Origin of the sequence: Martinezella lusitana (assembly GCF_016901135.1) — a bacterium.
In the GTDB taxonomy this organism is placed as follows: Bacteria; Pseudomonadota; Alphaproteobacteria; order Rhizobiales; family Rhizobiaceae; genus Rhizobium; species Rhizobium lusitanum_D.
This window is the reverse complement of record NZ_JAFEVL010000003.1, coordinates 36,135-52,315: the sequence shown is the minus strand read 5'-3', so window position 1 is coordinate 52,315 and position 16,181 is coordinate 36,135. Positions and strand designations below refer to the sequence as shown.

Genomic DNA, 16,181 nt, shown 5'->3' with positions numbered 1-16,181 from the left:
TTTTCAACGATCATCGAAAGCCGTAAAACAATGCCGACCCTAGCCGACCGCCTCAAGAATGTTTCCGTATCCGCCTCCGCCGCAATGACGCAGCGCGCCCGCGATCTTGCATCGAAGGGGATCAATGTCGTTTCCCTGTCGGCAGGCGAGCCGGATTTTCCGACACCGCCGCACGCCATCGAGGCGGCTCATGCCGCGGCTCTCGCCGGCGATACGAAGTACCCGCCGCTCGACGGCACAATGACGCTCAGAGCCGCCATCGCGCGTAAGTTCAAGAGGGAGAACGGGCTCGACTACGAACCGAGCCAGATCGTCGTGGCTGGCGGCGGCAAACAGGTAATCTTCAACGCCATCCTAGCGACCTGCAATCCGGGAGACGAGGTGGTGATACCCGCGCCGGGCTGGATCAGCTATGCCGATATCGTCCGCTTCGCGGGCGGTGTGCCCGTTCCAGTCGCCTGCAAGCAGGAGAACGGCTTCAAGCTTCGTGCCGAAGATCTGGAAGCGGTCATCACGCCGAAGACGAAATGGCTGTTCCTCAATTTCCCGAATAACCCCACGGGTGCTGCCTGCTCGCGAGCGGAAATGGCAGCAATAGCCGAGGTCATGTTGCGCCATCCGGATGTGTGGATCATGACCGACGATATTTATGAGCACCTGATCTACGACGATTTCGAATTCTGCACGATCGCCGAAGTCGAGCCGCGTCTTTACGACAGGGTCCTGACCGTCAACGGTGCGTCCAAGGCCTACGCCATGACGGGATGGCGGCTGGGCTTCTGCGGCGGACCGAAGGACTTGATCTCCGCCATCAGCAACGTCAACGGCCAGAATAGCGGCGGAACGTCCACAATCACCCAAGCCGCCGCCGTGGCGGTGCTGGATGGCCCGCAGGATCTCCTGAAGGAGCGGGCGGCGATCTACCGGCAGCGCCGCGACTTCGTGCTCGACAAGCTGGCCGGCATCGACGGGCTGACGTGCCACAGACCGGAAGGGGCGTTTTACATTTTCCCGGGCATTGCCGGCCTCATCGGCAAAACAAGCAAATCCGGCCGTAGAATAGAAAACGACACGGATTTCGTCATGGCGCTCGTCGATGAGCAACATGTGGCGACCGTGCAGGGCGCAGCCTACGGCATGAGCCCGTTCTTTCGCATCTCCTACGCAACAAGCATGGAGAAGCTCGCCGATGGCTGCGCGCGCATAGCCCAGTTCTGCCATGATCTGAAATAGGATGGAGCAGGCGCTGATGGCGATCAGCGCTTACTGCTTCAGCCGCTCGGTCAGCTCCTGCAAAATCTCCTGCACGGCGGCGGCAGGGTCTGAGAGCGAGGTGTGTTCCGACACGCAAAGGGACAGCGTCTCCTCGATCTTCGGCGAGACGCTCCGACAGACAATCGGGCCTGTACCCTCCGATACGATCCGGTCAGCCACCGCCTTGGGCATGATGGTCGCGCCGAGGCCGCTGTTCACGGCGCGCGCCAGCGTCCGGATGACCTCGACCTCACCGATCACTGTCAGATTGGTGCGGCTTCGCGAGAAGGCGGTTTCAACAGCGCGCCGCACGAAGTTGTAGGGCGGCGGTAAGAGAAACGGCAGGGATTCGAGTGCTGATATGGCTATCGGCGTGTCGCTGGCTTCGATCTCGAATTTCTCGTGCGCGACAAGGTAGAAATCCTCGCGCAGAAGGGGGGAGAAGCGTAGGCCCTTCATGGGGCCGGCGCCATGGATCAGTGCGATTTCGAGCCGATTGTTCATCAGCATCTGGCTGTAGGTCTGTCCGACGCTCTCGGTGAGGTGAAGCACGATACCCGGATAGCGGCGGCGCGTTTCCGCCAGAAGCTCGAAGGAGAGCGTCGCCGCCCCGCTGAACGGTGTGAGACCGACGGAAACCCGGCCCGCAAGATGCTTGCCTGCCGCGACCACGTCCGCATGGGCCTGTTCCATCTGCCGCAGGATGATCTGTGCGTGGCGATAGACCTCGGCGCCGGCGTCCGTCATGACGACACCTTGCTGGCTTCTGATCAGGAGCTTCGTTCCGAAGTGTTCCTCGAGTGCCGCGAGCTGCTGGCTGAGCGCCGGCTGTGCAATGTGGAGTATATCGGCTGCTCTTGTGATGCTGCCGGTATCAACGATCACAACAAAAGATTTGAAACGCCTGATATCCATCCGAGATTAACGCTCACTTTTACAGCCGGCCAGCATTGTTACAGCCTGACTGTTAGTTTGCAACGCGGCCCCTCCCAAGCACTTTTTAGGTGCGGAATGCTGAGGCGGGAGCGCCAGAGGGTCGTTTGCGTCGGCGAAGATACCCAGATTCCCATAATAAAATCAACGTCATGACACAGCGGGATACCCCTCATAAGATAGGCTTATCCCTCCAAAGATAATCGGAATTATCGCGCGGCGGAAAGGTCGGCTAAGGTTTCTCAAACAAAAGGGAACAGAGAATGCCATTCTCAGATTATAAAACCGCACTTGTCACAGGTGCCTCCTCCGGAATCGGGGCGGCGATCGTCGAGCGCCTTTGCGCCGAGGGGCTTGAGGTGCACGCGGTCGCCCGCAATGGCGAGCTTTTGCGGAAGCTGGCGGAGCGCACCGGCTGCATCGCGCATGTGATCGACGTCACCGACCGGGCGGCGCTTGCGGATCTGACGAAGCGCGTTCCGTTCGACATTCTCGTCAACAATGCCGGCGTCGATCGCCCCAAGAAATTCCTGGAGGCCGAGGACGGCGACATCGATCTCCTTGTCGACGTCAACCTGCGCGCGGTCCTCCATCTCTGCCGGATGGTGGTGCCGGGAATGGTGGCGCGCGATTGCGGCCACGTCATCAACATTTCATCGATCGCCGCCGCCTACAATTTCGGCGGCAACTCTACCTATCATGCGACGAAGGCAGGGGTCAGCATGCTGTCGAACCAGCTGCGTCTCGACGCCTTCGGCAAGCGGGTGCGTGTGACGGAAATCTGCCCCGGCCGCGTCGCCACCGATATCTTCGCGCATGTCCATGGCGACAGCCCCGAGGTGCGGGAGCGCTTCATCGACGGTTTCGAGCTTCCTGAGGCGAAAGATATCGCCGATGCCATTGCCTTTGCGATTGCCGCGCCGGTTGCCGTGAACATCGGTCATATGGAAATCACGCCGACCCTTCAGGTGATGGGCGGCTTGCAGACGGTAAAGCCGCAGTCTCCGAAGCACGGGGAATGAGGCGGTGGGCAAGCTCGATCTTTCCGCGATACTGAGCAATCCAGAATATGTGTCGATGCTGCTGCACGGGGTCGAGATGACCTTTGTCGTGGCGATCGGCTCCTGGCTTCTGGCGATGAGCCTTGCCATGCTTCTTCTCGGCCTGCGATACGCCCCCGGATCGGTCGGCAATGCAGTCGTCTCCGCCTATGTTTCCTATCACCGGAACGTCCCGACGCTTGTGCAGCTGATGCTCTGGTACTTTGGCATTTTCGCCTTGCTGCCGCAGCCGCTCACCGACTGGCTGAACGACCACAATGCGGAGGCGATCTTCGCGATCATCGGGCTTGGCCTGTGTCAGGCGGCCTATTTCAGCGAGGATCTACGCTCCGGCTTGCGGTCGGTAAGCCCCGGGCAAATGGAGGCGGCGCGCGCGCTCGGCCACGGATATGTTTCGGCCATGCGTTTCGTGATGATCCCGCAAGGGATCAGAAACGCGCTGCCCGCGCTGATCAATCACAGCGTTTCCTTGTTCCAGAACAGCAGCCTGGCGGTGGCGATCGGTGTCGCGGAACTGACCTACGCCGTCAAGGAGGTCGAGAATCTGAGCTTTCTGACCTTCGAGACCTATCTGCTGGCCACCGTTCTTTATCTCGTCTTCTCGCTGATGATCATGGTTGCAGGCGGATACATCACCCGGAGAACCAATCCGATCAGGAGCGGACGGGCATGATTGGCGGCATCCTCAAGATCATCCATGACTACTGGCTGCTGCTGCTCATCGGACAGTATCCGAACGGCCCGATCGGCGGGCTTGCGGCCACGCTGATCCTCTCGGTCCTGGCGATCACCTTCGCCTTTCCGGTCAGCATCATGTTGGCGCTTGCCCGGCTTTCGAAGTCACCGTTTCTGAACTGGCCCGTCACCGCGCTCGTTTATTTCACGCGCGGCGTGCCCCTGCTGATGCTCATCCTTTGGGGCTATTTCCTCGTTCCCCTCCTGACGGGTGCCGACGTGCCGAGTTTCGTCACCATGCTTGTGACGCTGGTCGTCTATCAGGGCGTCTTCCTGAGCGAGGTCGTGCGCGGTGGCATCCTTGCCCTCGGGCACGGCCAGACGGAGGCGGCTCGGGCGCTTGGGCATAGCTATTTCAGTACCATGCGCTACGTCGTCCTGCCGCAGGCGCTGTTCAACGTGATCCCAAGCATCCTTTCGGTTCTCGTTTCCACGATCAAGGACACGACGCTCGGATATGTGATCAACGTGCCGGACCTGACTTTCGCGGCCAATCAGATCAATAACCAGCTTCTGACCCAGCCATTCCAGGTCTTCTTCATCCTGGCGGCCGTCTATTACGTGATCTGCTGGTCGCTGACCCAGGTGGCTGCGGTTCTGGAGCGTCGGATCATCCGCAGACGCGCCGGCACGGCTCCGCTGGCACCCGAAAAAGTCCTGCAACTCGAAGCTCTTACGGATCAGCCGCTATGACCATCACCCAGTCTTCCCAGAACCCGCCCATGATCCGGCTGTCCGGGGTGCGCAAGTCCTATGGCCATTTCGAAGTCCTCAAGGGGATCGATGCCGAGGTGGCGCGCGGCGAGGTCGTCGTCGTCTGCGGTCCCTCCGGTTCCGGAAAATCCACCTTGATCCGGACGGTGAACCGGCTCGAGGAGATCGCCAGCGGATCGATCACCTGCGACGGCAATGACATGCACGGGTCGATGCCCGCCAGGGAGTTGAACCGTCTACGCAGCCGTATCGGTTTCGTATTCCAGAACTTCAACCTGTTCCCGCATCTGTCGGTCATCGACAATATCGCGATGTCGCCGATCCGGGTGAAGGGGGTCGCGCGCGATGTTGCCCGGAACAAGGCGGCGCAGCTTCTCGACAGGGTGGGGCTCGCCGACAAGGCAGGCGCTTTCCCCGGTCAGCTTTCCGGCGGGCAGCAACAGCGGGTCGCGATCGCGCGCGCTTTGGCCATGGAGCCGCCGGTGATGCTCTTCGACGAGCCGACAAGCGCGCTGGATCCGGAAATGGTCGGCGAGGTGCTCGCCGTCATGAAGACCCTGGCCGCCGATGGCATGACGATGATGTGCGTCACGCATGAGATGGGATTTGCCCGCGATGTGGCGGATCGCGTCTGGTTCATGGATGACGGGCTGATCCTGGAGACGGCCCCGCCCAAAGATTTTTTCTCTCGCCCGCAACATGCCCGCGCTCAGCGGTTTCTCGCTGATCTACGGCACTGATTTCGTCCAACCTACAGGAGACCTTGCAATGAACATGACGTCATGGACCCTAAGCGTCGCGCTCGCAGCGACAGCGCTAGCCGGGTCGGCGAATGCGGATCAGCTGGCTGACATCATGGCGGCGAAGGTGATCCGCTGTGGAACCTTCGCCGACGTTCCTCCCTTTGCATCCCCGGATCCGAAAACGCGCGAAATGGTTGGCTTCGACGTCGATCTCTGCGGCGCGATCGCCCACGAACTCGGCGTCAAGCCGGAGATCAAGCCGGTTTCCGTCGAGGCCCGTGTTCCCGAAGTCAAGCTCGGCCATGTCGACATCGCCGTTGCCAATCTTGCCTATACCGTCAGCCGCGCCGAGCAGATCCAGTTCAGCGATCCCTACTACCTCGCCAAGGAAATGCTGATCGTCAAGGTGGGCGATGACGGCCAGAAGAAGGCCGATTTCGCCGGTGTCCGCCTGGCATCGACCAAGGGTTCGACGTCCGAACTTGCCATCCGCCTCAACAAGTCACAGCCATTGACCTTCCAGGATACGGGTTCGGCCTATCTCGCCGTTCAACAGGGCAAGGCCCGCGGCATGGTTGCCAACACGATGACGACGACGAAAATCGTCAACGACTCGAAGACCAAGGGCGCCGAGATGCGTATGATCGATGAGCCGATGCTCTATCAGCCGATCGGTATCGGCATGAAAAAGGACGAGCCGGCCCTGACGGCTAAGATCAATGAAATCCTCGTGTCGCTCGACAAGTCCGGGGAGATCAACAGGATCTGGGACAAGTGGCTCGGCCCGAACACCGAGTTCAAGATGACCCGCACGGACAAGGTCGTCCCGATCACCGAACTGAAGTTCGATCCGATCCCGTAATTCCGCAACGGGGCGCGAATGCCCAGACGCTTTCAGCGATGCGGCCGGCATCTTGCCGTGCCGTATCGCGGTCGCACGACATTTTTCGGCCTGCTCGGTGGAGCGGGCCTGCAATCGCCAATTGGTCTGGAGAAACATGAAATGGTGATATTGAAGCAAAAGATCGATCGCCCTGGCAAGGAAGAGATCGCGGCGATCGCGAAGTTTTCGCCGGCGACCCTTCACGAGGCCCAGGGGCGCCGCGGCGCGCTGTCTTCCCGGCTTAAGCCGATCGATTACAGGATGAAGCTCTGCGGACCCGCCTTCACCGTCAAATGCGCGCCGCGCGACAACATCATGCTCCAGGTGGCGATCAACTACGCACAGCCCGGCGACATCATCGTCGTCTCCGCCGGCGAATATGAAGAGGCCGGCTCGTTCGGCGACGTTCTTGCCAATGCCTGCCTCGCAAAGGGTATCGGCGGGCTTGTGACCGACACGGGAGTGCGTGACACGCTGCAACTGCGCGAGCTGGATTTTCCGGTGTTTTCGCTCAGCGTCTGCATCAAGGGCACCGTCAAGGAAACGCTCGGCACCACCAACGAGCCGATCATGATCGGTGACGAGATCGTCCATCCGGGCGACATCATCGTCGGGGATGCCGACGGTCTGGTCGTCGTGCGCAAATCGGAGGCCGTCGAGGTCGTCAAACTGGCGCAGGCCAGAGAAGACGCCGAAGCGGGCTACATCGCGGCATACAAGGCCGGAAAGTCAGTGGTGGAGGTCAGTAATCTCGAAGCCGTTTTGAAGGCCAAGGGATTGGTGATCGAAAGCTGACAACGAAAGCGGCATAGGCTTCCTGCAGACGAGGCCGATTGATCGTCTGCGCTTACGATGATGTTCCACATCGTCGAGCCGTTCTTGTGCAAGTGCGCCTTGGCATAGATCCAAGCGCGCTTGCGGCCTCGGGCTTGAATATTCGGTAAGATCGAAGCGATATGTTCGTCACATCTTCTCGAATGAATTTCGCTCCCGGAAGGACGTCATGACCAATCGCCCGCTGGCCATATTCGATATCGATGGCACTCTGTCCGACAGCATCCCCCTTCACCAGACGGCGTTCCTCTCGGTCATGGAAGGCTTTTCCTTCCCTTCACTCAATCGGGATTGGGCGAGCTACACGCATCATACCGATACAGCCATCTTCGAAGAAGCGTGGTCCTCTGCTTACGGCAGGCGACCATCGCTGGAGGAGCGCGGCGAATTCCACATTCGTTTGGAAAACGAATTCGAAGAGACCAGCCGGGGGCGGATCATTGCCGAAATTGCTGGTGCGGCCGCCTTTGTCGAACATCTGAGAGATGCGGGCTGGGCTGTTGCCTTCGCGACAGGTGGGCTGCGTAAAATGTCACGAAGAAAACTGAGTGCAATCGGTGTCAACTTCGCAGATGATTTGCTCGTGACCGCATCCGAATATGTAACACGGGAAGAATTGGTCACGCAGGCGATTGAAGCAGCTCGAATACACTACGCCCACACCCCAGGCAGGGTTGTCTCGATCGGTGACGGAATTTGGGACCTGAGGACTGCCGCGGCCCTGGGGTTGCACTTCCTCGGTGTAGGAACAGGCCCGAAGGCGGAAATCCTCGCAAGGGCGGGAGCAACCGTGGTGTCGGACTTTCGTGATAAATCTGCAGCGATAGGCTCTTTGCAGCAATGTGGATTGGCGCAGTACTGAGCCCTTGGATGCGTCAGGCCCTCCCAAGACGGCCGTCACAGGTCGCAACAGTCGTAAATATCCGTCCGGAAGGGAAGCCGAAGGCCCTTGCTTGCGCCTGCTCGTCGTTCATGCCGGTCGCTTTCGCGTGCGTTCAGGGCAGGCGCGCCGAAAACAACCGCGATCAGTGTGATGTCATCGGGATCAAGGCCGTTTTGTTGATTCGTAGAACGTTCAACAAACATATTATCATAGCAGTATTTAAAACAAGCCACCCCATTAAGCGTTAAGTCATACTTTAAGGTGGCCCTAACCCACGTTGCTGCGGCGAAGCATAGAATTGCTGTGATCTGGAGCAGCCCTTCAAGGGTTCTATGTTTCTTGCCGGATTTATCTTATGTTATGAATATGGTTACCGATATATTGATTGCATGGGAGGATTAATGGTGAAGTTCAACTTCGGTGAACCTCCGGCGGGTGACGCCGCTGCCGACATCTCGACCGAGTGCCAGCGCCAATTGCTGCCTCTCATCGATGAAATTGTCCGGGCAGCGGTTGCGGCTGGATGGAATCAGAAGGATGTTCTTCTGGCCTTGGTGGACCTCTCATGGGATCTCTATGAGGACCGTCGCGGTGATTTGTAACCAGAGGCTCTTGCGGTAAGGTAGGAAGCTCAGTCTCAATCTGGAGAGCGATCGGCCGGCTAGCACCACGTCCAGGCACTTATCGAGGAAAGGTGCAATCAACCGATTCTTTCTTTTGTTTCACACACATTTCCACCTTCACTATTAACTGTTCTGTCCTATCTAAAGTCCGCGCGTTCCGCTGATTTTTGGCGGCGCTGTGCGGCAAGTGGGGTTGGGAAAAGAAAGGGATTTCAAGCAAAGATTGAAGTCCTGCCTGCTTGTTCGTGCATAAATGATTTCGTTCGGCGGGGCGATACAGAATGAGAGATGCGGAAGAGGCTCGGCAACGAGCCGATTACCGGGATATTGATCCTGGGCGGACGGAACGATATGTCTTCGACATAATTCCGGAAAGCGCAGGTCCGAGAAAGGCTACCATGCGGGGGAGCGTGATACACTCCATTCGCAGCCCTGGATCGCAGACGTTCTTAGCCAAGGAGCATTCCGTAGGAATTGTGCTGGCGCCCGCGCGCAAGTTGAGAGCCTCGCTCGGCAGCGACAAAATCCAGGAGTACGATGCGCCGGTTGGCTGTATCGCCATTAATCCCGCGGGCGTCGATAGTAGCCTCGCCTGGTTGGCGACCAGAAAAAATCTCGTCGTAGCTATACCCCCCGAAGTGCTGTCCGAGTTAGCTCTTCATGAGTTCGATCTCGCCGATGTGGAGCTTGAGCCGCCTGCTTTCGGTACAGTCGATCTCTGGGCCCTCAATATAGCCCAGAGGGTCTCCGCCGAGCTGACTGAGAAAGCACCTCCGAATGAGCTTTATCTGGACTCATTGGTGACGCTGTTCGGTATTCATCTGCTTCGTACTTATACACGCCGCAAGAAACAGCCCGCGTCACCCAAGGGCGGGCTCTCCGCCCTTAGCGCTCGACGTGTTCAAGAATACCTCATGGAACATCTGACGCAAAAGATACATATCGCCGAGCTCGCGTCGGTTGCGGGAATTTCACCGAATCACTTCATAGTGAGGTTCGCCAAGACGTTTGGAGTGCCGCCGCATCGGTACCTGATTAACCTGCGCTTGGATTTTGCGGAAAAACTGCTTGTCGATGGTGAGCTCGCGATTACCGAAGTCGCCTACATGGCCGGATTTTCGGATCAAAGCCATTTGGCCGCCACCATGAAGAAGTACAGGGGGAAAACCCCGACAGAGCTGCGATTTGCGAGGTAATCGGTATTATCTCTAGCGACGATTGCGATTTTGAGCACGTCCGCTAATGGCTGTCTCGGCGTCGGCGCGATCCGTTACGCCCCCGTCTACACTGAAGAATCATCCATCTGGTGGCGTGCTTGTGCATCGTCGGACGACACCCGTGCGCCATGGTCCAATGAAAAGCGGAGCAGTTCAAATTGAGTGTGGTAAAGCGGACACACTTACTGTTTGCCGAGTAAAGACCGGAATTTTTTATAAATAGTCCGTAATTTTCTAAAATACCACCACCGCAAATATGGCCAAACTCGCTATGGTATTAATTCGGTGGGCTTATGGACATTCAGTTCCCGGAATTTGAGATCTTTGCTCCGAAAGTCGAGGTGGCCTGGACCGCCTTGGAACGCCAATATGCCAGCCGTATAACTGGCGTGGAACTCGATCATCTTTTTGCCTGTCTTGTCTTTGGATTGACCTCTCCGGCATATGCCGAGCGGGAGCCGGCCCTTCATTTCGATGTCTGCCGCGCGTTGGTGGCGATGAGGCTCCCGCCCGATCGGACCGACGCCGCCTTGTATGCCGTTCCGGAGCCGACACAGCCATGGGTCACGAGTGCCCGTGAGCTGATTGAAAGCCAGGGCGCCAAGATGGGGCGCATGCTTCAAGAAATACACAGTTTCAACAACGACTTGGCCGCCGATGCGGATCCAAGCGCGCTCAGTCGTTCAGGCAATAGCGAGGAGAAGGCAGCATGAAGGAATGCGTTGGGGAGCATCTGCAGACTAAATCTCGTCCCGGATTTGCTCGAAACTGGATTTCGGGGAGAAGCGACAGTCGTTCGCTTCGTCGGCGGTTGATGGCGGTTTTGCGTCTGGCGCATCGCGCGCTTGGCATAAAGCGTAAGGGGTTGGGGCTTGGGTCGTTGGGAATCGGTGGGGCTGTGGCGCTGGGCACGATCGCATTCGGTGGCATCGCCACGCCGGCGCTGGCGCAGTACGCCGCCGGCGGCGGGTCAACGACCTCCCCCAACGCCGTCGCCATCGGTAACGCTGCCCAAGCGAATGGCCAGAACGCCGTGGCGTTGGGCACCTCTAACACCGCAACAGGCAATGCTTCGATCGCCATCGGCTATTCGATGGGTGTCAATGGTCTCAACGCCATAGGCATGGGTGTCTTCGCGAACGCGACCGGCGTCAATGCTCTTGCCGTAGGCGGGAACGCCCGCGCACTTGCGGACGGAGCTTCAGCCTTCGGTGTCAACACCACTGCAAACGGGACAAACGCCCTCGCCCTCGGCTCAACGGCCAGCGCTTCGGGTGGCGCCTCGGTAGCGATTGGATTGTCCTCCAACGCCTCATCTGCAAACGGTGCCGCGATAGCCATGGGGGTCGGCGCCAAGGCAAACGCCGGAACGGGCGGCGGTTCTCCCGTTGCCATTGGCACGAATGCGAATGCAAGCGGCACAGCTCCTGCCGGCTTTACCTTCGAGTCCGTTGCGCTCGGTACGGCCTCAACGGCCACGGGCGCATGGTCGAGCGCCGTGGGTTCGAGCGCTTCCGCGACGGGGACCGGGGCCAGCGCGTTCGGAACCTCCGCCACAGCGTCGGCGAACCAGTCCACGGCAGTCGGAAACGGGGCAACCGCCTCCGGCTTGCAGACCGCTGCCGTGGGCTATCTCGCCAACGCCACGGGCGCCAACACCATCGCCATCGGCGCGTCAGCCGCTGCATCGGCGACCAGCTCGGTCGCCATCGGCCCTACCGCCGTTGCGTCGGGAGCTTTCGGGGTCGCCTTGGGTAACCAGGCGCAGACGCTCGCTGCCGGTGGCGGCGTTGCGATAGGATCGGGCGCAATCGTCGCCAGTACCGCGACTTCCGGCATCGCGCTCGGCAACAATGCGAATTCCAGTGGCGTTCTTTCGGTTGCCACCGGCGCCGGCGCCAGCGCTAGCGGTGACAATTCCACTGCCACAGGACGCCAGGCTGTCGCCAGTGGCACAAACGCATCCTCGTACGGATCTGGAACGCAGGCGACAGGAAACAATTCGCTCGCTGCCGGCGTCAGTGCCAACGCCAGCGGGCTCAGCAGCACCGCACTCGGTATCGGCGCCGTAACCAGCGCCCAGAATTCCGTCGCTGTCGGCGCTGCGGCGACTGCGTCCGGCTTAAACTCCGTCTATCTCGGCTCGCGCACTGCTGGAGCAGGCGCCAGTGGACAGAGCGCCATCGCCATCGGTACAGATGTGAGTGCATCCCAGGTCGATGCCATTGCGATGGGGCGCGCAAGCGGGGCGACCGCAACCAGCGCCATCGCCATAGGCGCCAGCGCGAAAGCGGATTCGGTGGAAGCGGTCGCCATGGGCAAAAATGCAGTGGCAACAGGCGGCAAGGCCGTTTCCATTGGCTCCGGCAACACCGCTTTCGGCGACGGCGCGGTCGCCATCGGTGATCCCAGTTTTGCCAGCGGCACCGGCGCCTTCACCGGCGGCGCCAACAACATCGCCAACAGCGACGGCACAGCGACCGCCACCGCCGCCAACCAGGCGGCCGGCGCAGTTGCGATCGGCAACAACAACAAGGCGATCGGCCAGGGCTCCGTGGCATTGGGCAATGGCTCCACCGCGGGCGCATCCGGTTTCGTCGGCAACGTCGCCCTGGGCAATGGCGCGACGGCGGCCGCGAGCTCCGGCGACGTGGCGCTGGGTTCCGGCTCGGTAACTGCGGTCGCGGTCGGCACGCCCAGTGCGGTGATCAACGGCACGACCTATAGCTTCCAGGGCACCACCCCGACCTCGACGGTCAGCGTCGGCGCAGTGGGTGCCGAGCGCACCATCACCAATGTGGCGGCGGGGCGGATCAGCGGATCCTCGACGGATGCGATCAACGGCTCGCAGCTCTTCGCGACCAACCAGGCGGTCGACGCCATCGGCACCACGGTCACCAACATTAACAACGGTGGCGGCATCAAGTATTTCCACGCCAATTCGACGCTGGCGGACTCGTCGGCGACGGGTACGGATTCGGTCGCGATCGGGCCGGTCTCGACCGCGGCGGGGGCGAGCGCCATTGCGGCCGGCACCAACTCGAGCGCCTCCGGCATCAGTGCCTCGGCCATCGGCAACGGCGCCGTAGCATCGGGCCTCAATGCAACGGCGTTTGGATACATATCCAACGCTACAGGCCAATTCAGCACCGCCGTTGGACCCAATGCCAATGCTACGGCGACGTCCAGCACCGCGATCGGCCAGAACGCGTTTGCAACCGACGTTGAAGCGACCGCTCTCGGCAAACAGGCGAATGCCAGCGCCGCGGATGCGACCGCGCTGGGCACCAACGCCACCGCCGGCAACGCAGGCGCCGTCGCGCTCGGCTCGGGCAGTGTCACCGATGTCGCGGTCGGCACGCCCAGTGCGGTGATCAACGGCACGACCTATAGCTTCCAGGGCACTACTCCGACCTCGACGGTCAGCGTCGGTGCTGTTGGCGCCGAGCGCACCATCACCAATGTGGCGGCGGGGCGGATCAGCGGGTCCTCGACAGATGCGATCAACGGCTCGCAGCTCTTTGCCACCAACCAGGCGGTCGATGCCATCGGCACCACGCTCAACAACATCAACGTCGGCGGCGGCATCAAGTATTTCCATGCGAACTCGACACTGGCGGACTCGTCGGCGACGGGTACGGATTCGGTCGCGATCGGGCCGGTCTCGACCGCGGCGGGGACGAGCGCCATTGCGGCCGGCACCAACTCGAGCGCCTCCGGCGTCAGCGCCTCGGCCATCGGCAACGGCGCAGTGGCATCGGGCCTCAATGCAACGGCGTTTGGATACATATCCCAGGCCACAGGCCAATACAGCACCGCCGTTGGACCCAATGCCAATGCCACGGCGACGTCTAGCACCGCGATCGGCCAGAACGCGTTTGCAACCGCCGTTGAAGCAACCGCTCTCGGCAAACAGGCGAATGCCAGCGCCGCGGATGCGACCGCGCTAGGCACCAATGCCACCGCGGGCAACGCAGGCGACGTGGCGCTGGGTTCCGGCTCGGTGACCGCCGTCGCGGTCGGCACGCCCAATGCGGTGATCAACGGCACGACCTATACCTTCCAGGGCACCACTCCGACCTCGACGGTCAGCGTCGGTGCGGTCGGCGCCGAGCGCACCATCACCAATGTGGCGGCGGGGCGGATCAGCGGATCCTCGACGGATGCGATCAACGGCTCGCAGCTCTTCGCGACCAACCAGGCGGTCGACAGCCTTGGCAATCAGGTCACGCAGAATACGACGGATATCAGCAATCTCGGCAATACGATCACCAATATTGCCGGCGACACATCGACGACCTTTACGGATGCCAACGGTAAGGGCATCCGATATGTGCGCACCAATGACAGCACGCTTGCTGTCAGCGATTCCTCCGCTCAGGGCGTCGGCTCCACCGCGGTCGGATATAACGCTACCGCTGTAGCCGACAGTTCGCTCGCGCTTGGAAGAGAAAGCCAGGCCACCATCGACGGTGGGGTCGCCCTCGGCTCCGGATCGATTTCCGATCGCGCCCTGGCGCCGACCACTGGCCAGATCGCGGCCGGTCCAACGAACTTCATCCAATACAATACGACCGATAAAACACTTTTGGGCGCAGTATCGGTCGGTTCGAGCACGTCCTACCGGCAAATCATCAACGTCGCTGACGGCACCAGCGCTCAGGATGCCGTCACGGTTCGACAGCTCCAGGGTGCCATCGCTTCGGTCGCAACGACGCCGGGCAAATACTTCCATGCGAACTCGGCCGCCGGCGATTCCCTCGCCGTCGGCGCAGAGTCGGTGGCGGTAGGCCCGACCACGGTGGTCAATGGGGACAACGGCATCGGTATCGGCAACGGTGCCATCGTTGATCAGGTGGCGCCCGGCGGGACGGCGATCGGCCAGAACGCTCACGTCATGCTGGCTGACGGCGTGGCACTCGGCACGAATTCGACGGCAGCGGGCATTCAATCGGTCGCGCTCGGCGCTGGTGCGCAAAGCAACAACATCAATAGCGTTGCGCTCGGCGCGCAATCGATAACCACCGTCGGCGCTGAGACGAACTACACGGCTTACGCTCTTGCGAGCCCGCAGACCTCGGTCGGCGAGGTGTCGATCGGCTCTGCGGGAGCGGAGCGCAAGTTGACAAATCTTGCCGCCGGTTCGGCAAATACAGACGCGGTCAACGTCTCGCAGTTGCGTGGCGTCTCGCAAAATGTCGCCAATCTCTTCGGGGGTACGACCGTGGTCAATCCCGATGGCTCGGTCACCGGTCCGACTTACAATGTCCAGGGCAACAGCTATTCGACCGTCTATGACGCCTTCGGCGCGGTCGATAGCACGCTGACCAACATCACCAGCGGCGGCGGGATCAAGTATTTCCATGCCAATTCGACGCTGGCGGACTCGCAGGCCTCAGGCACTGATAGCGTCTCGATTGGCCCGGAAAGCGTCGCCAGCGGAACGGACAGCCTGGCGGCCGGACATGGAGCCACCGCCGTGGGACAGGGGGCTGTTGCTCTCGGCCAGGGCGCGCAGGCCAACAATGCCAGTGATGTGGCATTGGGCTCCGGTTCCGTAACACAGGCGGCTGTCGGTACGTCCGGAACGACCATTCAAGGACAGCACTATGATTTTGCCGGGACCACGCCTGTCGGTACCGTCAGCGTTGGTGCTCAAGGCGCGGAGCGGACCATAACCAATGTCGCGGCGGGCCGCATTTCGGCTGACAGTACGGACGCCATAAACGGATCACAGCTTTATGCCACCAATTCCGCGGTTGAAAGTCTGCAGACCGGTGTTGGAACTATCACCAAAAATGCCGTCACGTATGACCTCAATCCGGATGGCAGCAAGAAGAACAGCATCACCTTGCAGGGCGGTGACGTCAATGCGCCGGTGGTCATCTCCAACGTTGGCAAGGGCGTCGCCCCCACGGATGCCGTGAATGTTGCCCAATTGGGCGATAGCGTCACTCAGGTCAAATCCTATACGGACACCGCTGCCGCCAACACGTTGACTGCGGCCAACAGCTATACGGACCAGAAATTCGGTCAGCTGAACCAGGAGATTGGCGACGTACGCTCGGAGGCGAGGCAGGCGGCCGCAATAGGGCTTGCCGCGGCATCGCTTCGTTATGACGATCGCCCCGGCAAGGTAAGCGTGGCGGTCGGCGGCGGCCTGTGGCGGGGAGAAGGTGCCTTGGCCTTCGGTGCAGGCTACACCAGTGAAAATGGCCGGGTTCGAGGGAATTTGTCGGGTACGGCAGCCGGCGGGCAAGTCGGTATCGGCGCCGGTCTCAGCTTCACTTTGAATTGAGTC

The 16,181-nt window shown here is 60.6% G+C and carries 13 protein-coding genes; 12 read left to right on the top strand and 1 reads right to left on the bottom strand.

The window, feature by feature from the left end:
- Positions 1 to 30: 30 nt before the first annotated feature.
- The gene (locus JTP94_RS00995) at positions 31 to 1,233 is read left to right on the top strand and encodes a pyridoxal phosphate-dependent aminotransferase (RefSeq protein ID WP_204848705.1); all 1,203 of its coding nucleotides are present in this window, start codon (positions 31 to 33) and stop codon (positions 1,231 to 1,233) included.
- 30 nt (positions 1,234 to 1,263) lie between these two features.
- Here JTP94_RS00995 and nac read toward each other — a convergent pair whose 3' ends face one another.
- Positions 1,264 to 2,169 carry a nitrogen assimilation transcriptional regulator NAC gene (gene nac, locus JTP94_RS00990; protein ID WP_204848704.1) on the bottom strand — a complete coding sequence of 302 codons (906 nt, stop codon included), beginning with the start codon at positions 2,167 to 2,169 and terminating at the stop codon, positions 1,264 to 1,266.
- Positions 2,170 to 2,450: 281 nt separating this feature from the next.
- On the opposite strand from nac, the gene JTP94_RS00985 reads away from it, so the two are divergent.
- From JTP94_RS00985 to JTP94_RS00935, 11 genes are all read left to right on the top strand, one after another.
- Positions 2,451 to 3,209: an SDR family oxidoreductase gene (locus tag JTP94_RS00985; protein ID WP_204848703.1), complete on the top strand. Its 759-nt coding sequence runs from the start codon at positions 2,451 to 2,453 to the stop codon at positions 3,207 to 3,209.
- Between the two features lie 4 nt (positions 3,210 to 3,213).
- Positions 3,214 to 3,921: an amino acid ABC transporter permease gene (locus tag JTP94_RS00980; protein ID WP_204848702.1), complete on the top strand. Its 708-nt coding sequence runs from the start codon at positions 3,214 to 3,216 to the stop codon at positions 3,919 to 3,921.
- Complete coding sequence (locus tag JTP94_RS00975) at positions 3,918 to 4,676, top strand: amino acid ABC transporter permease (RefSeq protein WP_204848701.1); 759 nt, start codon at positions 3,918 to 3,920, stop codon at positions 4,674 to 4,676. The genes JTP94_RS00980 and JTP94_RS00975 overlap by 4 nt, the downstream gene beginning before the upstream one ends.
- Positions 4,673 to 5,437, top strand: a complete 765-nt coding sequence (locus JTP94_RS00970; protein WP_281434772.1) for an amino acid ABC transporter ATP-binding protein — start codon at positions 4,673 to 4,675, stop codon at positions 5,435 to 5,437. Before JTP94_RS00975 ends, JTP94_RS00970 begins: the two co-directional genes overlap by 4 nt.
- A 28-nt stretch (positions 5,438 to 5,465) precedes the next feature.
- Entirely contained in the window at positions 5,466 to 6,302 is an 837-nt protein-coding gene (locus tag JTP94_RS00965; protein ID WP_204848700.1) for an ABC transporter substrate-binding protein, read from the top strand.
- Positions 6,303 to 6,443: 141 nt separating this feature from the next.
- Entirely contained in the window at positions 6,444 to 7,118 is a 675-nt protein-coding gene (locus JTP94_RS00960; protein WP_204848699.1) for a 4-carboxy-4-hydroxy-2-oxoadipate aldolase/oxaloacetate decarboxylase, read from the top strand.
- Positions 7,119 to 7,326: 208 nt separating this feature from the next.
- Positions 7,327 to 8,019 carry an HAD family hydrolase gene (locus tag JTP94_RS00955; RefSeq protein WP_204848698.1) on the top strand — a complete coding sequence of 231 codons (693 nt, stop codon included), beginning with the start codon at positions 7,327 to 7,329 and terminating at the stop codon, positions 8,017 to 8,019.
- Positions 8,020 to 8,441: 422 nt separating this feature from the next.
- A complete protein-coding gene (locus tag JTP94_RS00950; protein ID WP_204848697.1) occupies positions 8,442 to 8,642 on the top strand; it encodes a hypothetical protein in 201 nt (66 codons plus the stop codon).
- Positions 8,643 to 8,944: 302 nt separating this feature from the next.
- On the top strand, positions 8,945 to 9,859 hold the full coding sequence (locus JTP94_RS00945) for a helix-turn-helix domain-containing protein (RefSeq protein ID WP_204848696.1): 915 nt from the start codon (positions 8,945 to 8,947) through the stop codon (positions 9,857 to 9,859).
- 314 nt (positions 9,860 to 10,173) lie between these two features.
- Positions 10,174 to 10,593, top strand: a complete 420-nt coding sequence (locus tag JTP94_RS00940) for a hypothetical protein (RefSeq protein ID WP_204848695.1) — start codon at positions 10,174 to 10,176, stop codon at positions 10,591 to 10,593.
- Positions 10,594 to 10,694: 101 nt separating this feature from the next.
- Positions 10,695 to 16,178, top strand: coding sequence for a YadA-like family protein (locus JTP94_RS00935; protein WP_312038130.1), 5,484 nt, complete (start codon positions 10,695 to 10,697; stop codon positions 16,176 to 16,178).
- The last annotated feature ends 3 nt before the right edge of the window (positions 16,179 to 16,181 follow it).